Genomic DNA, 22678 nt, shown 5'->3' on the forward strand with positions numbered 1-22678 from the left:
ATGAATGTACCATCTGTTTTGGTCATTGACGACGAACCTGATAACTTTGATGTGATTGAAACTCTCTTGAACGATCGAGACTATAAATTGCATTACGCTGCCAGCGGGCAAGAAGCGATCGATTCCTTAAACCTCTTTGAGCCAGATGTGATTTTGCTGGACGTGATGATGCCAGGGATGGATGGCATTGAAGTTTGTCAACGCATTAAAGCTATGCCCAAATGGGAAGCTCTGCCGATCGTTATGGTGACCGCCCTGACAACCAAAACGGATCTCGCAAGATGTTTGACGGCTGGGGCGGATGACTTTATCAGCAAGCCCGTGAATCGCTTGGAGTTAACAGCAAGGGTGCGATCGATGTTACGCATCCACCGACAATATCAGCAATTAGTAACCTTCAATGCCCGATTAGAAGCAACGGTGCAACAGCGAACCGCCCAGTTGCAAACCATGATTTTTCAGGATGCGCTCACAAAGCTACCCAGTCGGACTTTCTTACTTCAGAAGTTGGCTGAGGTTTTACAAGCTGGGGAATCCTCCTTTGCGGTGGTTTATCTAGACTGCGATCGGTTTAAACTGGTGAATGGTTCCTTTGGCTACGCTATTGGCAATCAATTGCTGATAGCGATCGCAGAACGGTTACAGCATCATCTGCGCCCCGGCGACGTGTTAGCGCGTATGGGTGAGGATGAGTTTTGCTTTTTGCTGCACCAAATTGATGGTGCGATCGCCCTTGAACCATTTATCCAAGCTATTCTACGGGGCTTTGACACATCGTTTGTGGTTGCCGATTGCGAACTCTTTATGACTGCTTGTATCGGCATTGCTCTAGGCAGTAGTGTTTATCAAAAACCTGAAGAACCCTTGCAAGATGCTGATACGGCAATGTACAAAGCTAAACTTCGAGGTAAAGGCTGCTATCAAATCTTCGATCGCCAGATGTCTTTGGCAATGCTGAACCGCCTGACGCTGGAAAATGATTTACAGCGAGCGCTGGAACATCAAGAATTTGTCACCTACTACCAGCCGATTGTGAATCTTCAAACCCAAAAGGTCGTTGGATTTGAAGCACTGGTACGCTGGCAACATCCCGATCGAGACATGGTTTTACCAGGAGAATTTATCCCCTGCATGGAGGAAACAGGGCTGATTGTGCCAGTCGGGATGCTGGTGTTGAAGCAGGCGTGTCAGCAACTGCGTGCATGGCAGCAACGGGGCTGGACGCAGTTAACCATGAGCGTAAACCTTTCTGTGCGGCAATTTACTTGCCCGACCCTCTTGGCTGATATCGATCGGGTTTTGGCAGAAACCGCCGTCAACCCCGCTCACCTGAAACTGGAAATTACCGAAAGCGCGCTCGCGGACAATGCTCAGAAGGCGATCGCGCTGACTGAACAATTGCGATCGCGGCAAATTCAGATCAGCATTGATGACTTTGGCACGGGGTATTCTTCCCTGGGTTATTTGCACTGTTTTCCAGTGGATAACCTCAAAATCGATCGCTCTTTTGTCAATCATATCCAAGCAGGAAATCGCAACTATCAAGTCGTTAACACCATTATTACTCTGAGTAATCAACTCGAACTTGCCGTCATTGCCGAAGGCATTGAAACGACTCAGCAACTTCAGTGCCTCCAACAACTGGGCTGTGAATTTGGACAGGGTTATTTATTTTCTAAACCCCTCGCGGGGGCTGAAATTGAAAGGATTTATCTCAAATAGGTTGGGTTTAGCCTTTTGCAAAAGGCTCGTTGAGGCACATAGGTGCGAAATTTCTGTCCGAAGCAACCAACCGCCAGGAAGCATTTTTGAAATCACTTTGGCAGCACAGCTAAAAACTATCACCTAAACCCATAAAATTTTTTACATTATTGCAGAGGTTACAACCATGTCTCAATTCTCTCTCTTAATTGTTGATGATGAGCCTGATAACTTTGATGTACTTGAAACGTTGTTATCAGAGCAGGAGTATGAATTGTATTACGCTGCTAATGGTCAAGAGGCGATCGCATCTCTAGATTTATTTAAGCCCGATATAATTTTACTCGATGTGATGATGCCAGGAATAGACGGGATCGAAGTTTGTCGGCAAATCAAAGCGATGTCAAAATGGAAAGCTGTTCCAATCATTATGGTAACGGCATTAAGCTCAAAATCAGATCTTGCCCAGTGTCTAACCGCTGGCGCCGACGACTTTATTAGTAAACCTCTGAATGGAATTGAACTGCGTGCCCGCGTACATTCAATGCTCAGAATCAAGCAACAGTATGATAGTATCCAGAACTTATACCACATCCAAGAAAATACCATTAATGTCTTGGAAAGCACCCTCAATGAACTGCGTGGCAACTTAGCTTCTAGTCTGTCCCACGAACTGAATACGCCCCTCAATGGCATCTTAGGCACGATCGGGTTGCTCAAGGACGATCTCGAAGACATGGATATCGCCGAAATCCGTGAGATGTTAGGCTGGGCCGATTCATCGGCCCGTCGCCTAGAAAAATTAACGAAAAAATTCCTGATTTATTTAGAATTAGAACTATCCGCAAGTCGCCACCACAAGATCGAATCTGCCCGGACTCAATTTTCAGCTTCCGCCATTGAAGCCGCGTTGAAATCCCAGGCTGAGAGCGTCAACCGTAACAACGATCTCGTGTTGGCACTTGAGGAAGCGGAGATCGCTCTATCAGACCGATATCTATCAACGATTGTCCATCAATTAGTTGATAATGCGCTGAAATTCTCCTCACCAGGGACAACCATTAAAGTTAGTAGTAAAGTTGTAGGAAAGATGCTGAATTTATCTGTACATGACTCAGGGCGGGGCATGACAGAAAAGCAAATTGCTAAAATCGGTGCTTTCATGCAGTTTGAGCGCAAGACTTATGAGCAACAGGGCATCGGTATCGGCTTAAAAATTGTCAAGAAAATTGTCGAACTGGCAGGAGGAGGGTTCTCAATTACCAGTATCTATCAAAAGGAAACAACGGTAAATATCACTCTGCCGATTGTCGGCAATTAGCATGAGTTTTTATATCAACTCCGGTAGCATCGTTTTTTCAATTTGATACCAGAGGAGGCAACATTGCCTGAATTGCGATATTGAAAGCGGGAAATTCCAGCGGTGAAATGCTCGCAGTTTGCCCAAGAATGACTTCACTTTGATAGCCATTTTCAGCGGGTTCTCGGAAAACATGGAGTTGTCGATCGCGCACATTTAACACCCAATAATCGGCAATTCCCGATCGCGCGTAAATTTTGGCTTTAATTTCGCGATCGAAAGTTAAGCTGCTGTCTGCCACTTCGATAATTAGATATACTTCTGAGGGAGTCGGATGGTGAGTCGCATAGTCAAAAGAATCGATTCTGACTACGGCGATATCTGGTTCGGGTTCGGAATTGTCATCAAGGGCGATCGGGCTTTTATTATAAACAGCAGCCTGATTTCCCAGAAGATTGTGCAGCAGCGTCGCAGTGCGTCTAGTGGCGGCAGCGTGAACAGTTCCTTTTGCACTTATTTTTATAATATTTCCTTCAATTAATTCGAGTCGTTCTTCTGGGTTAAAAATTCCGATTTCTCCCAGCTTGTGATACTCTTTAACTGTCCATTTACGGAGCGTGAAAGGGGCTTCTGTTATTAGCATATCTCGATTGATAAATTTATAATTTGATGGGAAATTTTATGTTAGCTTATGATATTAACTGATTTAACTGGTTCCCAGGCTCTGCCTGGGAACAGATATCTAGAGGCTCTGCCTCGCAAGCTTTTATGGAAATTGGAGGCAGAGCCTCCGGATATGCGTTACCAGGCAGAGCCTGGTAACGAGTAGAACGAGTAGACCAGTTAAGATGCTCCGAGATTGATTTTGGTGACTTCACCGGCGACAACATTAACTGTTTGTTGAATTTGACTTCCATCAACTTTCAACTGATAAGTTCCCGGAGAAAGCTCGATCGCCCCAAACCATCCTTTACCATCCGCGCGCAGTTGACGCACCTTGCCAGCAGCATCGATCGACTGCAATGTCAAGTTCGCACCGTCGCAAGTTCGTGAAGCGAAGCTATCCCGTAGGGAATCGCACCGCTGCAAATTTCCGGCGATCGCACCTGTAGTCGGCCGCGACTTCCAAGGCATATCGGGAACCGCTGCTGCTGTCGCCCACACAGGCTGAGTTTCATAGGTTTTGCCCGTCGCAGCATCAACGTATTGACTCGGCTGCGAAAGCGCGGTGTAAAACAAATCGTTGCTTTGGGGAACGTATTTCCAAGGCTGGCGGGGCAAATCACCGCTACCGCCCGATCGCAGTTCCACATTCGTGTACACGTTGCTGCTAGCGTAGGAATACAGCACCGTACCGGCTACGTGATTTCCTTTCGCAGAGGGCTCTTCGGCGCGGCGAATCTGGCCTAGGGTGTCTTCGATATAGTTGAGGTAATTGCCGGGGCCGATCGCAATTTGGCGGTTGTACTGGTGGTCTTTGGCGAACTCGATCCAGTGGTCATAAGCGAGTTTTTGCGATCGTTTGTACTCGCGCTGGTAAGTCATCGGCATCGCCATGTCTACGATCCCTTCTTCCAGCCAAGCGCGCCAATCTTGCAATACTTCTTTGTAAGGCTGCGTTTGATACCACCCTGCATCGTTTGTTGGGCCGTCTCCCCAGGCGATCGTGGCGGCGGTAATTTTAACACGCGGTTTGATTGCAAGACTTTCTACATAAAGCTTCCGCACTAAATTTGTCACCTGTTCGCGCCGCCACTGCATCCACGCGGGATCGGTGGGTGCGGGTTTGCCCGATCGACCTGTTTGCTGATTGAAACGGGCGATCGCAGTCGGATTGTAGCCCCAAGTCGGCCCGCCGTAGCGCACATAATCCAACTGTACGCCGTCCACATCGTAGCGCTTGAGCAAGTCCAAATAGACGGAAACAGTATAATCTACGGCGTCTGGATGGCCCGGATCGAGGAAACCGGGTGATTCCCCCCCGTAAGTCAGCATTGCCCAATTGGCGCTGCCCGGGGCCGAAGGCCCGTGTTGTTGCCAAACGTGACCGGCGGGAAGTTTGCTGCCCGAAACCACTGGCAGCGTCACCATCCAAGCGTATACTTCAATGCCTGCGGCGTGGGCTTTGTCAATCACATCTTGCAGTGGATCGAAACCCGCCGGAACGTTGGGATCGAGGGTGCGGGGTTCGATCGCACTCGTGTAAAAAGCATCGCCGCGGCGGCGGACTTGGGCGACGATCGCGTTGGCATTTGCCCGCTGCGCGTCTGCGATCAATTTTGTGACTTCTTGAGGGGTTTTGAAGCCGGGGTTGAAGGCGTCCACCCAGAATGCGCGAAATTCGGCGGTTTGGGTTTGCGGAGGCATAAGTGCGTTAGCGCCGGATGGGAAGTTGGAGAACCAACCAGGAGTCAGCAGAAAACTAATTGTTAAGCCGATCAGGAACAAGCTTGACAAAAAGAATGTTTTGGTCTTTCGCATGAGAAGTGTGTGAGAGAGCGTTTAACAGTCCTTTACGGACTTTTGGTTTGAGCGTCCGCTTGACATTTTCGCACAATGGTACATTAAGTGGGCCGATCGGTAAATAGTTGAGTAATACCGCTGGGAGAGTCGAGGATGAGATTAAAATTGACCTCGGCAAAATGGGCGATATTTTCCGATCTTTCAATATAGCGGTTGAGCCAGTAAATTGAATCCGCTACACCACTTAACATAGTTTTACAGGCTAAATAGGGTTTTAATGATTTTCATTTTGGCTGTATCAATGCCGCATTCAAGTTTGGCAATTGGAGTTAGGCTTTTCCACTTGCCTTTATTCGCGTTGAAAATAGCATCGGCTGTTTTTTCGGCATCAATCTTATCAAAGCCGCCTATTTTATTAGTTGATAAGTAATTGAGACGATCGAAAATCTCATCTCTTGATGCACGTTTAACGCTAACTTTTTCAGGTGGTGGCGGTGGTGGTGCAACTGGAGCAGGCGGCGAGAGATAAAATACTTTTGCTAAAGTATCTAATTTTTTACCGCTAGTAATGCCACATCTTAAGGCGGTAATAGGCTTAAAGTTTGACCACGTTTCCCGATTGGCTTCTGAGATTCGATTGGCTGCGACAATAACATCCAATCTGTTCAATGCACTGCCGGGTTCTGCTACCAAATATCGAAGTGCACCGAGAATAGTATCTCTTGATGCTGTGCTAAGGTTAACCTTTGGTATTGCTTCCCTTGCCAGAATTTTAGCTTGCTCAATATTTTTGGATTCTGGCTCGATGATTATGCACCAGACTCGCTCTAATTCAGCTTGTTGAGCGACTGCATAAATAAAGGAATTGCTGACTACTTGATATTGATAATCACCTGTTTCTTTAACAATCACAGGAATCCAATTACGTCCGCCAGCGTTCAAAATAGCCTCGGCTGCGGCGGTGATGATAAACTCTGATTCAGAGCAGGGTTCCCCTGGTTCAATCTCAGCTAATGGCAGGTGCATCAGCTTACCGATGTCATCATACTTACTCATTTTAAGAAATACTCCTTAATTAGACCAACATAGTGTTCAGCAGCGGTATTGTTAAGAAAAACAGCGGGAATATGAGAAAAAGCAGCATTGGCAACAGTTGCATAGCTAGGAATACTGAAGATAGTTTTTTCAGCATTCCCGCTTGTAGATTTAGGCCAATAATATGGTATCAGATCAAAGCCGTCTTTTTTAGCTTGATTAATTATTTTTCCAATTTCCTGATTGGCTGTCTGAAGCGAAGGATCTGTGATCTTCTCTCCATTGAAAAAGATTGGTAGGGCAATTGGCCCACCATCTCCTCTTTCTTGTTTAATTTCGGGAATAAATTTTGTAATTACCCTAGCTGCATTGTGTAGTGAGGCTAATCCATTATGCTTGGTAGGGATGAGAACAACATCAGAGGCATAAACACTGCTCTGACTGAAAAATAACCATTGGGTAGGGCAATCAATCAATATGTAATCATATAGATAAATAAAAGCTTTAAGGATTTCTCGCAATCTTTTTTGCCCCTTTTGAATGTGTGATTGAGCTTGAAGAGAATCTGTAAATTGTTCCATTTCTTCAGTTGAGGGAATCACGTCAAAAAAACGTAACGGTTTCCCTTGTTTGTCCGTGTACGGTTTTCCATGTTTGTCGGTGTGAATAAAAGGAACAACTGTTTGGATAATATTTGCTTTTGAATCAGTGAGACAGTTATATAAACTAATAGCTCCTACATCTAATCCAAGAGTTTGCGTTAAATCTCTTTGTGAATCAAAATCAACTACTAAAACCTTTTTTTGCTGTTTTCGCAAAATTGCTGCTAAATTGAGAGTTGTTGTCGTTTTACCCACTCCTCCTTTATTGTTATAGATACAAACTGTCAATGCCTTGGGTGGGTTGTCAATCAAATCTTTGATATGTTGGACAATGGCACTAATATTACCTTTGTTAATCAGAGTACAGGGAGTTGCAGGAATTACAACATTCCCATGCCTCCGAAATAACTGGATATGAGTGGCATTGGTAATAATGCCCCATTGAGCCGTTTGACATTTAGGAGATAGTAGATATCTTTTAATCTGTTCCCTAGTAGCGTTATATTTGGGAGTACCTTCCGCCAAGTTAATTTTAGCCCCTGTCGCTATTGCCCGTCCCTTGCCTTCAACAAGTAAGTAGGGATCTACACCCGAAAACAAAAACTTATCAGTTCCAATATTTTTACGAGCCGCGAAATCTACTGTATCAGCACTTCGACCTGTTGGAAACTGCGGAAACTGCATTTCATTTTTAGTGAATCCAAGTGCTTCTATCAGAACCGACACAAATTGAGAGTTGACGATGGCTTCACTAGCATTGTCGGGAATACCATCTAAAACTTTATTCCAGTTGATAGTTGTCATCATTTACAGCTAGAGACTTAAGTAAAATCATAACGCTTGGTTTGAGTTTGTGTCATCGTTAGCTACCTCCCGATCTAGCTATATGAACAGTCAACATACTTTTGGATAAGTTATATATTTTCTAGTGCGCTTGACATTTTTGCACATCGGTGAAATTTTAGGCGAAAATACACTGAACTGGCGATCGCACTTTTTGAACAAATGATAGTACCGCACATTCAAACGCTAGCCCTTGCGGGTAACAGCTACTCAACTGCAAGCAATTTACTCGATAGAGTAGACTTGTTGCGCCCAGAATCACGATCGGCAGCATCACCTAATTTTCTGGATACTTTCTTGAACTGTGAAGGATACGGAGAATTTCTACGCTTTCTTCTTTTACTCGATAGATGATGAGATAAGAGGTATTGGAAATGACAAGTTCTCTAGTAGCTTCTACGCGACCAACTCTGCCCATAAAAGGAAACTCGGCGAGTTGACTTACAGCACTCTGAATCCTTAAAATTAATTGCCTTGCTGCCTCTGGATCGTCTTTAACAATATATGCGTGAGCCTGTTCTAGATTTCGCAAAGATTGTCGCAGCCACTTAATTTTCATTGGTCAATTTGACAAAAACTGCTTGGACTTCATCATCGCTGGCAAAGTCTCCAGCTTCGGCCTCGGCAACGCCTTTGTTAATCTCATCGAGCAGCCATTGATAATTTTCTAGGTAAGAAGCGATCGCTTCGTTCAAAACATAAGTTAAATCGCGATCGGTGACAGTAGCGATCGCCTTCAGCGCCTCTTTTTTTTCGCTATCAAGGAGAAATGTAAAACTTTCTTGACTCATGGCGGTCTTTTACTGTTATGGGAAGAGAGTAAACTGGTACTATGATAGCGTAGAGATTCCTATTTTGGCGAAAATAAACTGAACTCGCGATTCCCTACGGGATAGCTGCGCTTCACGCACTTTTTGAACAAATGATAGTACCGCACTTTCAAACCCTAGCCCTTCCGGGTAACAGCTACTCAACTGCAAGCAATTTACTCGATCGAGTAGATGGCTGGCGCCAAGAAGCAACCCGAAAGTTGCAGCAAAGCCAGAGAGGAGAAAAAGGACAATTTTTAACACCTTCCTCAGTCGCAAGTTTGATGGCGGGAATGTTTGAATTTAACTGTCCCGATATATCGCTTTTAGATGCCGGTGCAGGAATTGGCTCCCTGTTAGCAGCCGTTGTTTGCGAGCTTTGCCAGCGCCCAAACAGATCGCGCAGCCTGCACGTTACAGCTTATGAAATTGACTCTATTTTGATTGAATACCTCAAGCAAACCTTAGAATTGTGCAGTATTGAATGTCAGCGTTTTGGGATATCTTTTACCTGTGAGGTTCGCGAAATAGATTTTATTCAAGACAGCGCCGATATATTGCAGCCCAATCTATTTACACAGCCAGTAAAACGGGAATTTACCCATGCAATTATCAATCCTCCCTATGCCAAGATAGACGCTAAATCTCAAGCCCGAACCTTGCTGCGTTCTATAGGACTAGAAACCAGCAATCTCTACGCTGGCTTTACAGTTGCTGCCGCTCACCTGCTCAAACCAAACGGTGAATTAGTATCGATTACTCCCCGCAGCTTTTGCAACGGTTTATACTTTCGAGATTTCCGCAAAGTCTTCCTTCAAATGATGGCTTCACGCCAAGTACACATCTTTGAATCCCGACATTTGCCATTTCGCGATGATGCGGTGCTGCAAGAAACTATTATTGTGCGCGCCACCAAACAAATAGAACAGCCAGATACTGTACTAATTACCTCAAGCAGCAGCGTGGGCGACGACCTGGTTTTGTCTCACCAACTGCCCTATACCGCCCTAATTAATCCCAAAGACTCCGAGCAATTTATTCGGATTTTACCGGATGCTGTCAGCCAGAAAGTAGTCGAGCAAATGGCTCAATTTACTTGCACACTAGAGGAATTAGGCTTAACAGTTTCCACCGGAAAAGTTGTAGATTTTCGTGTTCGCTCTGACTTGCGGCTAAAACCGGAGAACGGTACAGTTCCGCTGATTTATCCCGCACACTTCTTGGCTGGCGGTGTTGAATATCCCACCGCAACGAGAAAGCATCAAGCTTTAGCTGTCACGGAAAAAACTGCTGCACTCCTCGTACCTAACGAACATTATGTTTTGAGCAAGCGCTTCTCCTCAAAGGAAGAGAAAAAGCGAATTGTTGCAGTTGTCTGGGATGCCAATAAAATTAATAGTTCTCGCGTTGGTTTTGAGAACCATTTGAATTACTTTCACCAACAGGGACGCGGATTAGACCTCACCCTGGCGCGGGGATTGGCCGTTTATCTAAATTCGAGCTTGGTAGATGCGTTTTTTCGACTGTTCAACGGACACACTCAAGTTAATGCTACGGATTTACGCAATTTAAAGTATCCTAATGTAGAGCAATTACTTTTACTTGGCGCACAAATAAGAGAAATATTTCCTACACAGCGGGAGATTGATGAACTTGTCGAGAGACAACTGCTTAACCCGACCAATCCGTTAGAAAATAGCCCAATCACAATCAAGAACCGTATTGATGAATCTCTAGAAATACTTGCAGCCCTGGGTTTTCCCAAAGGTCAGCTTAACGAAAGTTCCGCCTTAACCCTTCTGGCTTTGCTTGACCTCAAGCCCAAGGATGCTTGGGAATCGGCGAAATCTCCACTTCGGGGAATCACACCAATTATGGCATTTATGGATCAGGAGTACAGTAAAAAATATGCACCAAATACGCGGGCAACTGTGCGCCACCAAACTGTGCATCAGTTTCTAGATGCAGGTTTAATTGTTGTTAATCCTGACAGTCCCGAACGTCCGGTGAATAGTCCAAAAACTGCATATCAGATAGAAGAAAGTGCTTTGGAACTGCTGCGAACTTATGACACTTCTGACTGGGAAAAGAATGTTCGCGCTTACCTCGTTCATTTTAACGGAGAAAAAATATTGCTGGCTTATTCCAAAAATGAAAATATTTGTGAGCCAGAATGATGCTAAAATGCACTATTTATATGGCTGCCGCTGGCATCGGAATGACATATACGGTGATGCAAGCGGTTTAGTTGACCGGAATTGTCGATCGCACTCAGTAAATCAAATAAGTAACTAGGTAAAATATCTCTGCAATGGAAAAAAAGCATAACGCTGGATTGTGGGTATCAGTATTATACTTCGCTCAAGGTCTCCCTTACACCGTCGTTAATTTAATGTCGGTGATTTTTTTGAAAGGTATGGGAACCAGCAACGAGCTCATCGGCTTGACAAGTCTTTTGTCTTTTCCCTGGGTATTAAAAGGTTTGTGGGGGCCAGTTGTTGATTTGTATTCCACCAAACGCAAATGGATTTTAACAACAGAAATCATTTGTGCTTTTCTGTTTGCTTTCCTAGCTTTTGGCGTATTAACGCCTGCACCGATTATTATATCGCTTGTTATCTTTACGGCGATCGCCTTTGTGTCAGCTACTCACGACATCGCCATTGACGGATTTTATTTAAACACTCTCAATAAAGACCAGCAAGCCTTGTTTGTCGGGGTTCGCAACACGGCTTATAGAGGTGCTGTCATTGCCGGTAGCGGTGTATTGGTGTTCTTAGCCGGGAAACTAGCCGAAAACCATTTAGTCACCGGAAATACAGGCGACACCAAAATATATCAAGACATTCCGCTGTCACTTTTCGGTTCCTCTTTTAGCGTGTCTGCGCTTAACTACGGATGGGCGACAGCATTTGGCATTTGTGCGATTATGTTTGTGCTGATATATCTCTTTCAGCGGTGGTATCTTCCCTATCCTAGAAATTACGCTCTGGAATCCGGCGCCCCCCAACAAACAACAAGCTTTATCGAAGCATTTAAAACTTATTTTCAGCAAGATAAAATTGGTTGGATTGTTACTTATGTCTTGATTTTTAGGTTAGGCGATGCCTTGACGTTTAAAATGGCTCCGCCATTTTTAATGGATAAAGTGGAGAAAGGAGGATTAGCAGTTTCTACATCGGATATGGGTCTGTTATCGGGTACGATCGGGGTAATATTTCTGTTAATTGGAGGGTTGCTGGGCGGCTATTTGATTGCTAAACAAGGATTGAAAAAATGGATGTGGCCGACGGCTATTCTGCAAAATTCGACTAACGTGCTGTATTGGCTGTTGGCAATAAATCAACCGGGGATTGAATGGGCTTATGCTGTAAACTCGATCGAGCAATTTACTTACGGACTTGGCGTAGCTGCCTATACAGTGTTCTTGATGCGGACTGTCCGCCCTGAATACGAAGCATCTCACTATGCAATTACAACGGCTTTTATGGCCGCAGGAGTGCTGATTCCGGGCGTTTTTAGCGGCTACTTGCAGGCGAATCTCGGCTATCAAAATTATTTTTTGATGAGCGCGCTGGCTGTGATTCCCGGTATGCTAACCATTTTCTTTCTGCCGCTAGAAGATGAGAAAAAATTAGCATCCATGCCCAGGCCTGGACTGGACGATTTCGATTAATATCAAGTCCGATCGCTATAATTATAAGATCCGGGCGGGTCGGGTTTACCAATGTCTGCACTACTTTTGGAGATTTCGGTCAACCCCTCCCTGCAGGAATATTGATGTTTTCAATCATGGAATTAGTATAAATTCTGTGTGCTTGCGTTCATAAGATAAAATAAGGACACAACAATGTTGTGTCCCTACCCAATATCTGTATTGCCAGCCGCCAACTAAATCGAAATAAAATCACTAGCTGTTAGCGGACTCCTTGGAATGCCAGGAATACTGGCAAGAACTTCGCCGTTACTGGCAATTTCGATAGTCGTCAAAAAATCGCCTTGAGTAAATTTCAGTTGGTTGAACCTCAAACCTCCCCTCAAACCGATTAAATCTTGACCCTTTTGAAAGTCTATAAGTGTATCTGTATTGGCGCCTGCCCCTAAGACCAATACGTCGCGTCCAGCGCCACTAATTAAGAGATCCGCACCCGCTCCCCCAGTGAGCGTATCATCTCCTTCTCCACCGTTCAAATTGTCATCCCCTTTGCCGCCTAATAACTGGTCGTTGCCGGTGCCACCGCTGATAATATCGTTGTCTTTGTTGCCGCTGAGACTGTCGTTTCCCCCATTGCCAATGAGAATATCTGCCCCTCCAAAACCTGAGGCTGTATTGTTGGCATCGTCGCCTACTAAATTATTAATTTGGGATGGAGCGAGAGCCGTTTGCATTGCAGCAAGGTTTCCTAAAGAGGAGTTTCCCGGAGCGGTTCTTAATTGCTCTAAACTGCTGCGCGATAGCAGCGATTTTCCCAAGGCCGGCAGTGCAAAGTCTAAGCCAGCTACCAGCTCTAAATAATCTGAATCTGTGAAAGTAAAATCAGGGCGGTTCAACTGGTCTACAGAGATTTCTGTCTGAGTCAAGCCCGGAGGAGGAGCAGTTAACAAACCGCTTTGGCTGTGCTTTTCTAAGACAAGTAGCGGGTTGATAATGGGGTTAGTAAATGTTTGAAGAACTACTTTTCCGGGGAGAAAAGCTTCTCCTCCCAAACTCACAAAATCGCCGCTAACTATGTAGTGAGTTACATTCTTTCCGGCACTGGCTTTCTGCTTAAATGAATTGACTGTACTCTGAGCAACTCCAGGAGAATTGAAGGTGACAACATCTCCGATAGTAGAGGTAAATTCGGTGGCGGCGAGTTGCGTTAGAGCGCCGCCCAAGCTGTGTCCCAGAAGGTCTGGTGGCAAGCGCCTGGGGTTTTTGGCTGTATCTTGACTGATTTGGGTCAGCCAATTTCCTAAGGCTTGTTTGTTGGCTTCAAATTGGTTGAAACCGACGCCGCGCTTGTCTGCGTTGGCAACATCGTCTACGGGCGAGTCGGTGCCGCGAAATACTAAAACGGGCGGTTTGTCTGGGGTGGTGGAAATTAAGCCGATCGCGTGAAATCCAGTCGTCGGATCGTCAAACGTGCGATCGATTTGGTAGCCAGCACCGCTCAAACCAGTTTGAACTAAAGTTTGAAACTGCGAGCTATTATCTATGTAAGCAAGTTGCTTGGCTATAGTTTCGTAAGTGGCGGGGGAGGAGGGCATATTTTTTTATTTCCTGTCGTTAGATTGGGAATTAGTGTTTAAGCTACTTAATTAAGTTTACTGTAAACTCCGTTTATTAACAATATTAATTAGTCATATTGCGTGGCTTTGTAGGAGAATATTTAGCAGATATTATTTGTTACAAAAAACAATAACTCGCTCCGCTTGCGTGCCACCCAAACTACCAATTTTTCTCGCACAAAAGCTATACAAAATCTACCCGCGTAAGATCGCTTGCCACTACGCCTCGGAGAGTAGCAAGAATTTCCCCAGTAACCGGGATAGTAATTAAAGCTCCGTCAACACCTTGGCTTACTCTAATTTGAGGAAAAGTTAGACCCCGCGACAGTGCAATTAAATCTTCACTATCTTGAAAATCTACAATCACATCTGCTCCGCCGCCGGATTCCAATACAAAGCGATCGCGCCCCGCGCCGCCAATTAAAAAATCGTTGCCAAACTCGCCGGAAATCAAATCGTTTCCGTTGCCACCCTCGAAATAATCATTATCTCTGCCGCCGTACAAGAAGTCGTCGCCATCACCACCGGTGATGCTGTCATTACCTCGATTGCCTCTGAGAGTATCGTTACCGCGGTTGCCGATAATTGTATCCTCTCCAGCGCCGCCAGTAGCTGTATTGTTGCGATCGTCCCCTGATAAATAATTCGGTTGCAAGGGAGCTAAACCGTATTGCATTTGTCTGACTAACTGCACAAAAGAAAATTCTGGTGCTGTTCTCAAACTCTCTGCACCCGATCGGGTTCTGATGGCTACTGACACATTGGGCAGGGCCAAATTCATCGCAGCGATAAACTCGTTAAAATCTGAGTCGTTGTTATAAGCAAACTCGGGACTGTTTAATTGTTCTACGGAAATTTGCCTCTGCAAAAAACCCGCTGGCGGAGTAGTTAACAAATTTTCACTTCGATGTTTTGCCAAAACAGTTAAGGGATTAATACTCGGGTCTGTAAAACTTTGGATAAATACTTTCCCCGGGATAAATGCTTCGCCAAACAAGGTGACGAAATCTCCACTGACAATGTAGTGGGTGACATTTTTGTTGCCTGCCCTGCTGAGATTTCTCCGAAAAGCGTTGAATGTACTCGCTGACACTCCCGGAGAGTTGAAAGTAAAGATATCGCCGGTAATAGATGTGTATTCGGTCGCTACAATTTGAGCGACAGCTCCGCCCCAACTGTGCCCGATGACATCGGGCAATAATTTGCTGGGGTTTTTAGCAGTATTTTGACCTATTTCTGTCAGCCAGTTTTTGATATTATCTTTGTTCTTTTCAAATTCAGGTAAACCAATATCTCGGGAGTCGGAAAATATAGCGTCGCCGTAGATGAAATCTGTACCTTTAAATACGATGGCTGGCGGTTTTTGGGGATCGAGTGAACCGAAGCCGATCGCATAAAAGTTTGTTTCTGGGTCGTCGAATATGCGATCTATATAGTAGCCATTAGTATCTAGGAAACGCGAAACTTCATTTTGCGCGTTCGGTTTTTGATTCAAAAAAACAATTGACTTAGCCAGAGCTTCATAAACAGCAGGCGAGGCACTCATAATATTATATTTTGTGTTTGTTGGTATTTGCGATCGCTCAAGCTTGAGCTAAGTGTCCAATGGCAGCCATTATAGCTGACAAGATTTGTATGGTATACTTGATAATATCAATTCAAGAATCAAGTTTTTACGGTTATGGCTATCATTCGTCAATACATTGCTCCATTAATAGCGATATTAGTATTTTTCCTGGCTCTGGTAGCAGTCAGCGCTCGCATCTTTTTGCCCGCTGACATGGCTGCCCCGGCACCGATTGAGGAAGCGATCCCCCAAAAGCAAGCGGCAGTAGTGAATCCAATTTTCTTGGGGCTAAATTATTCCGCTTTGCGTGTCCGGTGAGCTGATGTCTGCTCAACTAATACCGGGCTACGGGCTCCGCTCAGGATCTGGACTCGATCGGGCAAAACTGGTAAAGTTTATGCACCGGACTTACCGAGAGCTTTACCCGGATGGGGAATTGGGACATTTGGCTCAAACTGTCGAGCAGTATTTTTCTAACCAGACGCCGGTTTGGTGGGTAGAGTGCCAGAAAAACAGCCAGGAAGAGGCAGAAATTTTGCCGGTGCTTCCCTCGCAGTATCTCAATCCCCAATCTCAACTCCAAAATCTGACATCAGTTATCGGATGTTTGTGGTTGGGAAATGCGATCGACCAAACCACCGGAGAACGTTACGCTCACATTTTTTTGCTGTACGTAGCACCGGAACATCGCCGTTTAGGAGTCGGTGCAGCTTTAGTTATTCATGCTGAAAATTGGGCGCGGGAAAGGGGCGATAGACAAATTGGTTTGCAAGTTTTTCTCAGCAATCAGCCTGCTCTGAATCTCTATCAAAAATTAGGCTATCAAAGTCATTCCCTCTCAATGCTCAAGTCTCTTTGAAAAATAAAAGGTACTGTTTATAGTAAGGACGAAGAGTCCTAATACAGAAAGAAGCTGAAAACTTTGTGACTTTATGGGGACTTAAGTCTTGACTACGAACTTTAAGGAGGACTGAAGTCCTCACGATGAACCACATGAGGACTTCAGTCCTCCCTCGCAATACTTTTATTGGTATTATCCTAGTTGCTGTTGACCGTTGTCTGAGTTGCTGAGGAGCATCCTCAGTGCGGTAAAGTTTTTTTATGCACAATAACGACTACTCCAACGCCCTTGATACTGACACGGAACTGGAAAGCCCTTTGGATCAATTTGACGAATCCGAACCCCCGCTGCCAGAGCCCGAGGAAATGCTGCCTTTGCTGGAATCCCCGGAACCTCAGCACCGGATGATTGCGGCGCGGGCTTTTTGCGAACTGCAGGACGATCGAGCAATTTCGCATTTAATTAATTTGTTGAGAGACGGTTGCCCCTTGGTGCGGGTAAGCGCGGCTTATGCGTTGGGGCGAAATCCGAGTCCCGATGCTGTGGAACCGCTGATTCTGCAGCTCAATCGCGACTGGAACGGTTACGTTCGCAAAGGGGTAGTTTGGGCCCTGGGAAATTGCAGCGACCACCGCGCTTTGCCATCTTTAATTGATGCTCTGAAAACTGATATTTCGGCGGTGCGTTTGTGGGCGGCGAGTTCTCTGGGTCAAATGGCAAAAGTTGGTTACTATGTGGTGATTGCTGCGATTCCGCCGTTGATTGAAGCGCTGCGGGGAGATTCTGTATCTGCTGTGCGGAGCAACTGCGCTTGGGCGATCGGGCAACTGGCTCGCGAATTGCCGAATAATATAGTGTACGCTGGGGCGATCGACGGTTTGATTGAAGCTTTAGAAGAAGATGAAGATATGGGCGTCAGGGAAGATGCTAAATCTTCACTTTTGCGAGTTGGCGACCCGCGCGGATTGCAGATAATTGAAGACTTAGAAATGGAAGGAATTTTGTGATATAATTATCACATTAAAACACCATTTACTAATTATCAATTATGAATTTCATCAATCCTAAGACAGATTTTGGTTTCAAAAAAATCTTTGCTTCGCCCCAGAGCAAAGAAGTTTTGATTAGCTTCCTCAATGCCATGCTCTACAACGCAGAGCCGACAATTACAGACTTAGAAATCATCGATCCCTACGCTGCACCGAGCATTACTGGGTTAAAAGACACTTACCTGGATGTCAAAGCAAAAATTACGGGCAACAAAACTGTAATTATCGAAATGCAGGTCATCAATGTAGAAGCTTTTACTAAACGCATCATATACAATGCAGCCAAAACTTACGCAACTCAACTCAAACCGAGAGAAGGCTACTCCAAATTAAATCCTCTCATCGCTCTCACAATTACAGATTTTATCCTGTTTGAGAACACCGATAAATTTCTGTCACACTTTGTATTCAAAGAAGTGGAAGAAAATTTTGAGTATTATAGAGAAATCGAATTAGTGTTTCTTGAACTTCCCAAGTTTAACCAAAACTTAGAACAAGTTCAAAGTCTGATTCAAAGCTGGGTTTATTTTCTCAAAAATGCTCCTAACCTAGACGAAATACCGGATAAATTGGCATCAGTACCCGAAATTAAAACAGCTTTTAACATCGCTAACAGGTCTACCTTAAACCTTGACGAGTTAGCATCATTAGAAAAGCGGGAAATGTTCTTTGAAGACCAACGCGGTGCTGTTATTAAGGGGATGCAAGAAGGTCGCCAAGAAGGTCGCCAAGAAGGTCTAATTGAGGGGCAAACAGCATTAATCTTGCGTCAAATCGGGCGGCGTACTGGCGACATCCCGCCTGAAATTCAAACTCGCATCCAGCAGTTATCTCCCGAACAATTAGATGATTTAGGAGAAATATTGCTAGATTTTACCAGTCAAGAGGATTTGATAGCTTGGTTGGAATCGGTGTCAGCGCAGCAGCAGTAAGGACACGGCAGTGCCGTGTCCCTACAGATAATGTGCTAATCTAATAAGTCAGGGTCCCGGCGTATTATCATGTCATAAAGCGGTTGAAAGCTAAACCATCCCATGCGGTGAGACCCTACTTGTTGCTGTGTCAAACGCGCACATTCTGGCTTGATGAGAATGGGTTTTCCCGCAGCTTCGGCCATTAACTGCGCTTGACAAGAACGTTCCATTGCAATAAACCACCAAGCTGCTTCATCTACTGTTTGACCTACTGTTAACAGTCCGTGATTTTGTAAAATAATAGCTTTTTTCTCACCTAAAGTTTTGGCGATGCGTTTAGCTTCTTCGATTTCCAAAACAACTCCGGTGTAATCGTCAAATAAAGCTTGGTCTTCATAAAAAGAACAAGCATCTTGCGTCAGCGGGTCAAGCAGGCGGCCCAAACTCGACCAACTTTTGCCGTAAGGAGAATGAGCGTGCGCTGCTGCGATTACGTCGGGGCGGGCGCTGTGCACTTGGGAATGAATGGCAAATGCTGCTTCGTTTACGGGTTTATTTCCTTCAACAACTTCGCCTTTGTGGTTGACTAAAATTAGGTCGCTGACTCGAATTAAACTAAAGTGCATTCCAAAAGAATTGACCCAGAAATGGTCGAGGTGTTCGGGGTCGCGGACGGTGATGTGTCCGGCAATTCCTTCGCTGAATCCGAAGCGGGCAAATAATCGGAATGCGGCGGCTAAACGCTGTTTGCGGTGGCGGCGTTCTTCTTCAAGTGAGTTGAATGCCGGGGGTTGAATGGTGACTTTGGGGATTTTTATTGCAACCATATATTTGATTTTGTAATGGGGAATGGGTAATTGCTAATTGTGGGGCAGGCATCTTGCCTGCCCTACTGACTGGCGACTTCACTGAGGCGCAAACCTGCGATGTTTTTGCAGTCAAAGGTGGCGTTGTTGCCGGGGCGACGTTCTATTAATTCGAGAATTTGTCCGGCGGGGTTTTGCAGAAACCACTGGGTTAATGAGCCGGAGTCTAAAGGACGCTCTGATAGCGGTTTAAAGTTTTTGTTTTGCCATATTTTAGCAGCATTCTGCGCGTTTTCAACTCGAATCGCGACGTGGTGAACTGCTTCTAATCCTCTTTCTTGCTGGAAGCGGTCTGTTTGGTCGCCGGCTGCGTGGGGCGCATCTAATACTACTAAGCCGCCTGCTGGCATTAATAAGGTCATTAAATGCAGCCACAAGTCGGAGGGAACATTAATGTTTTCCGCACAAAAGTTGAGCGGGAACAAGTCGGGGCCTTCAACTGTTTTGGCACCGAAAGGGCGGAAAGATGCGGCGTAGTTTTCGAGTTCGGTGCGGCTGGGAAATGTGATGACAAAGTGGTCGATCGCAACTTGTTCGTCGTACAGGTGTGTTTCAAACGTCCAGGCTGTTAAAAATTCGGGAGTGATAAATTTGGGGTTGAGTTCCAGCAAGCCATTTTTTTCGATGAAAGGTGAGTCAAAATGGCTGTCAAGGTTGCGATCGAACTTTAGGGTTTTTAGATTCAAGTTTTTCATGTATCTCACCCGATGTTAACTCCGCAAAACTGCGGATTTTGTCTACAAGCTGAAGTTGACGCACATTTGGTGCGCCTTAATTCAAAAATAACACAAAATTTAATACTGGCAAGCCGAGCGCGCGATCGCAACTCCCAAACCTTTACAGAACAAATATTCCCCAATCTAAAATCTAAAATCTAAAATCTAAAATCGGATGGTTTGCCGATCGCGTTCCCGGCCAACCACGCCGTAGTCCAAGCACTTTGGAAGTTGAAACCGCCCGTCACACCGTCGATATCCAAGATTTCGCCCGCAAAAAAAAGTCCGGGACAGCGGCGGCTTTCCATTGTCTTAAAATCGACTTCTTTGAGATTGACACCGCCGCAGGTGACGAATTCTTCTTTAAATGCGCCTTTTCCGGCAACCTGATATTCGCCTTGAACGAGTTCTTGCAGGAGGCGATCGAGGATTTTGTTAGATAAGTCTGCCCAGCGTTTTTGCTCGTCAATGCCGATCGAACTTGTCAAACGTTCCCAGAGGCGGCGCGGCACCGGAAACGGACAGCTAGAAACAATCAATCGGTGCGACAACTGCGACTTAACCGCTAGCAGTTGCTGCCGCAAAACTTCCGCATTGTACTGGGGAAGCCAATTAATCAGCACAGATGTTTTATAATGGCGATCGTGCAAAAATCTCGCACCCCAAGCCGAAAGTTTGAGTACAGCAGGCCCGCTTAAACCCCAGTGAGTAATTAGCAAAGGCCCGCTTTGTTCTAATTTAGCTCCCGGCAATTTCACTTTAGCATTAGGAAGAGAAATTCCGGCTAAATCTTTGATTCTGCTGTCGGAAATATTAAAAGTAAATAGAGAAGGAACAGGCTGTTCTACAGTATTACCTAACTCTTTTGCCCACTTATAACCCGATGGATTGCTGCCTGTAGCGAGAAGAATGCGATCGCACTTCAATTTCTCCCCGGATTTCAACTCAATTTCAAACCTAGGGGCGGTATCCCCTTGTTCGCCCTCTGCGGTATTCCCTGTTAATTTCTTGACAGAAACTACTGCATCGCCTGTGCGAATTTTTACGCCTGCATCCTCAGCAGCCCGGATCAAACAGTTAACAATTGTCCCCGAATCGTCTGTGATCGGAAACATTCGCCCGTCTTCTTCGGTTTTCAACTTCACGCCGTGACCGGCAAACCATTCAACAGTATCGCGCGGTTGAAATCGAGTAAAAGCACCGCGCAGAGCTTTCCCTCCTCTGGGGTAATTCTGCACTAAAACACCAGGGTCAAAACAAGCGTGAGTCACGTTGCAGCGCCCGCCGCCAGAGATGCGAACTTTTGCCAGGAGTTGCCGGCCAGCTTCTAGTAAAGTGACGCGGGCCTGCGGGTAGGTTTTGGCACAGGTAATTGCACTAAAAAAACCCGCAGCACCGCCGCCAATGACTGTAATTTTGAGGATTCGATCGGACAAATTTTTTCTCGCTTATTCTGGTTCAAAATCGGATTTTGCCGCCCCGCAAGTGGGACAAACCCAATCGTCGGGGATATCTTCAAAGGCAGTACCGGGAGCTATGCCTCCGTCGGGGTCGCCTTCTGCTGGATCGTAGACGTAATTGCAAACTGTACAAACGTATTTTTGCATTTGCTTAACTCAATTTGATATTGTAAGCCTATAGATTGTACTTGACAACGCAACTTAGTGCAATACCACTTTCAAAAAGTAATGCGACTTTCGGCAATTCCGAAATTATCAAAAATTTAGTTTTTCAAAATTCTAAAATCTAAAATTTAATTAAGTCTTGCACAAATCTAAAATCTAAAATCTAAAATCTAAAATCGTCAAAGCCTCCAGAACCGCAGTTCTAGAGGCTTGATTGTATTTTTTATTAGTTTGCTGCGATTGGAAGACTAGACTTTCGCTAAAGGCTTACCCCAAACGCCGTTTTCATCTTCTTCGTACTGCTGGTGAATGGCGTCCCAAGCGGTGTGTTCCGCTTGTATCGAGTCGTTGGTTTCGTCAAATGCGGCGTTGTAGGATTCGATAAAGGTTTTTTGAGCGGCTTCCGACAGGTGCGATCGCACTTCTGGAGACAAATCTGCCGGACTATTGCAGCGACCTTTAACGGCGCGCGGCAAGGTCATCTCGCTAACTGAAACTTCTTGGCCACCTGCACTTTCTAGCAAGAGTTGAAATTCGCCCGATTTATCTGCGGGAACTTCTGCCATCACGAGAAATTCGCCTGCTTCAACGCGGGTTTGATAGATTGTTGCTTTGTCTTCCGGCATTCCCAAAGCGACCAAAGCGGAAACTAGACCCGCGCCTGCCGAACCTGCGATCGCGCCGCTAGCTGCACCCAACAGTACCGCACCCAGCGGGCCTGCCGATACTACTGCACCGACAAATGGAATAAACAGCACGCCGACGCCTGTTAGCAAACCCAAAAAAGAACCGAATAAGGAACCAAAAATCGCCCCGCTTCGCAGACCGCCTAATATCACATCTTTTTTAGTAATAAAGCCGGCAATTTTAGTTTTAGATTGAAAGTTTTTTCCCATTACTGAGATGTGGTCGCGGGAAACTCCGCGATCGAGCAACCGCCGAATTACGCCGTCTAATTGTTCTTCTTCCTTAAATACGGCTGAAACTGTGCGTTCTGCTAGGTATTCCTCTGTCATTTTTCCTCCTTGATGGTTTTTCGATTACTTGTGCTGGTTTTCAGTATAGGAGGACACCGC

Annotated in this window: 21 protein-coding genes and 1 pseudogene; 8 read left to right on the forward strand and 14 right to left on the reverse strand. The window is 45.4% G+C overall.

Annotated elements, in window-relative coordinates; genetic code table 11:
- Nucleotides 1–1722, forward strand: a complete 1722-nt coding sequence (locus tag QUA78_RS03080) for an EAL domain-containing protein (protein ID WP_333303415.1) — start codon at nucleotides 1–3, stop codon at nucleotides 1720–1722.
- Nucleotides 1723–1888: 166 nt separating this feature from the next.
- Complete coding sequence (locus tag QUA78_RS03085; protein WP_333303414.1) at nucleotides 1889–3022, forward strand: hybrid sensor histidine kinase/response regulator; 1134 nt, start codon at nucleotides 1889–1891, stop codon at nucleotides 3020–3022.
- 37 nt (nucleotides 3023–3059) lie between these two features.
- Here the strand turns inward: QUA78_RS03085 and QUA78_RS03090 are convergent, their stop codons facing one another.
- The 7 genes and pseudogenes from QUA78_RS03090 to QUA78_RS03120 form a co-directional block, all read right to left on the reverse strand.
- Nucleotides 3060–3644, reverse strand: coding sequence for a Uma2 family endonuclease (locus QUA78_RS03090; protein ID WP_333303413.1), 585 nt, complete (start codon nucleotides 3642–3644; stop codon nucleotides 3060–3062).
- Between the two features lie 200 nt (nucleotides 3645–3844).
- Nucleotides 3845–5482: a family 10 glycosylhydrolase gene (locus tag QUA78_RS03095; RefSeq protein WP_333303412.1), complete on the reverse strand. Its 1638-nt coding sequence runs from the start codon at nucleotides 5480–5482 to the stop codon at nucleotides 3845–3847.
- A 107-nt stretch (nucleotides 5483–5589) separates the two neighbouring features.
- Nucleotides 5590–5715: pseudogene (locus QUA78_RS03100) on the reverse strand (alpha-E domain-containing protein); the annotation flags it as partial.
- A 4-nt stretch (nucleotides 5716–5719) separates the two neighbouring features.
- A complete protein-coding gene (locus QUA78_RS03105; RefSeq protein ID WP_333303411.1) occupies nucleotides 5720–6520 on the reverse strand; it encodes a hypothetical protein in 801 nt (266 codons plus the stop codon).
- Nucleotides 6517–7908, reverse strand: coding sequence for an AAA family ATPase (locus tag QUA78_RS03110; RefSeq protein ID WP_333303410.1), 1392 nt, complete (start codon nucleotides 7906–7908; stop codon nucleotides 6517–6519). The genes QUA78_RS03105 and QUA78_RS03110 overlap by 4 nt, the downstream gene beginning before the upstream one ends.
- A gap of 313 nt (nucleotides 7909–8221) precedes the next feature.
- Nucleotides 8222–8503 (reverse strand): type II toxin-antitoxin system RelE/ParE family toxin, encoded by a 282-nt coding sequence (locus QUA78_RS03115; protein ID WP_333303409.1) that lies wholly within the window; start codon nucleotides 8501–8503, stop codon nucleotides 8222–8224.
- On the reverse strand, nucleotides 8493–8735 hold the full coding sequence (locus tag QUA78_RS03120) for a CopG family transcriptional regulator (RefSeq protein ID WP_333303408.1): 243 nt from the start codon (nucleotides 8733–8735) through the stop codon (nucleotides 8493–8495). Before QUA78_RS03120 ends, QUA78_RS03115 begins: the two co-directional genes overlap by 11 nt.
- Before the next feature lie 131 nt (nucleotides 8736–8866).
- Between QUA78_RS03120 and QUA78_RS03125 the strand changes: the two genes are divergently transcribed.
- Entirely contained in the window at nucleotides 8867–10930 is a 2064-nt protein-coding gene (locus QUA78_RS03125) for an Eco57I restriction-modification methylase domain-containing protein (RefSeq protein ID WP_333303407.1), read from the forward strand.
- 134 nt (nucleotides 10931–11064) lie between these two features.
- Nucleotides 11065–12429, forward strand: a complete 1365-nt coding sequence (locus QUA78_RS03130) for an MFS transporter (protein WP_333303406.1) — start codon at nucleotides 11065–11067, stop codon at nucleotides 12427–12429.
- 215 nt (nucleotides 12430–12644) lie between these two features.
- On the opposite strand, the gene QUA78_RS03135 is transcribed toward QUA78_RS03130, so the two are convergent.
- Nucleotides 12645–14003: an Mbeg1-like protein gene (locus QUA78_RS03135; protein ID WP_333303405.1), complete on the reverse strand. Its 1359-nt coding sequence runs from the start codon at nucleotides 14001–14003 to the stop codon at nucleotides 12645–12647.
- 205 nt (nucleotides 14004–14208) lie between these two features.
- A complete protein-coding gene (locus QUA78_RS03140) occupies nucleotides 14209–15570 on the reverse strand; it encodes a calcium-binding protein (RefSeq protein ID WP_333303404.1) in 1362 nt (453 codons plus the stop codon).
- A gap of 135 nt (nucleotides 15571–15705) precedes the next feature.
- Here QUA78_RS03140 and QUA78_RS03145 point away from each other — a divergent pair, with 135 nt between their 5' ends.
- From QUA78_RS03145 to QUA78_RS03160, 4 genes are all read left to right on the forward strand, one after another.
- On the forward strand, nucleotides 15706–15909 hold the full coding sequence (locus tag QUA78_RS03145) for a hypothetical protein (protein ID WP_333303403.1): 204 nt from the start codon (nucleotides 15706–15708) through the stop codon (nucleotides 15907–15909).
- A 4-nt stretch (nucleotides 15910–15913) separates the two neighbouring features.
- The gene (locus QUA78_RS03150; RefSeq protein WP_333303402.1) at nucleotides 15914–16450 is read left to right on the forward strand and encodes a GNAT family N-acetyltransferase; all 537 of its coding nucleotides are present in this window, start codon (nucleotides 15914–15916) and stop codon (nucleotides 16448–16450) included.
- Nucleotides 16451–16692: 242 nt separating this feature from the next.
- Nucleotides 16693–17439: a HEAT repeat domain-containing protein gene (locus QUA78_RS03155; protein ID WP_333398580.1), complete on the forward strand. Its 747-nt coding sequence runs from the start codon at nucleotides 16693–16695 to the stop codon at nucleotides 17437–17439.
- Between the two features lie 41 nt (nucleotides 17440–17480).
- On the forward strand, nucleotides 17481–18413 hold the full coding sequence (locus QUA78_RS03160) for an Rpn family recombination-promoting nuclease/putative transposase (RefSeq protein WP_333398581.1): 933 nt from the start codon (nucleotides 17481–17483) through the stop codon (nucleotides 18411–18413).
- Nucleotides 18414–18448: 35 nt separating this feature from the next.
- Here QUA78_RS03160 and QUA78_RS03165 read toward each other — a convergent pair whose 3' ends face one another.
- From QUA78_RS03165 to QUA78_RS03185, 5 genes are all read right to left on the reverse strand, one after another.
- Nucleotides 18449–19222: a class II aldolase/adducin family protein gene (locus QUA78_RS03165; RefSeq protein WP_333398582.1), complete on the reverse strand. Its 774-nt coding sequence runs from the start codon at nucleotides 19220–19222 to the stop codon at nucleotides 18449–18451.
- 62 nt (nucleotides 19223–19284) lie between these two features.
- The gene (locus QUA78_RS03170; RefSeq protein WP_333304563.1) at nucleotides 19285–19956 is read right to left on the reverse strand and encodes a hypothetical protein; all 672 of its coding nucleotides are present in this window, start codon (nucleotides 19954–19956) and stop codon (nucleotides 19285–19287) included.
- 179 nt (nucleotides 19957–20135) lie between these two features.
- A complete protein-coding gene (locus tag QUA78_RS03175; RefSeq protein WP_333304564.1) occupies nucleotides 20136–21413 on the reverse strand; it encodes an NAD(P)/FAD-dependent oxidoreductase in 1278 nt (425 codons plus the stop codon).
- A 12-nt stretch (nucleotides 21414–21425) separates the two neighbouring features.
- Entirely contained in the window at nucleotides 21426–21584 is a 159-nt protein-coding gene (rd, locus tag QUA78_RS03180; protein ID WP_333036615.1) for a rubredoxin, read from the reverse strand.
- 266 nt (nucleotides 21585–21850) lie between these two features.
- Nucleotides 21851–22618: a ChaB family protein gene (locus QUA78_RS03185; protein ID WP_333304565.1), complete on the reverse strand. Its 768-nt coding sequence runs from the start codon at nucleotides 22616–22618 to the stop codon at nucleotides 21851–21853.
- Nucleotides 22619–22678: the final 60 nt, after the last annotated feature.

This window comes from Microcoleus sp. K4-B3 (assembly GCF_036704615.1).
Taxonomy (GTDB): domain Bacteria; phylum Cyanobacteriota; class Cyanobacteriia; order Cyanobacteriales; family Microcoleaceae; genus Microcoleus.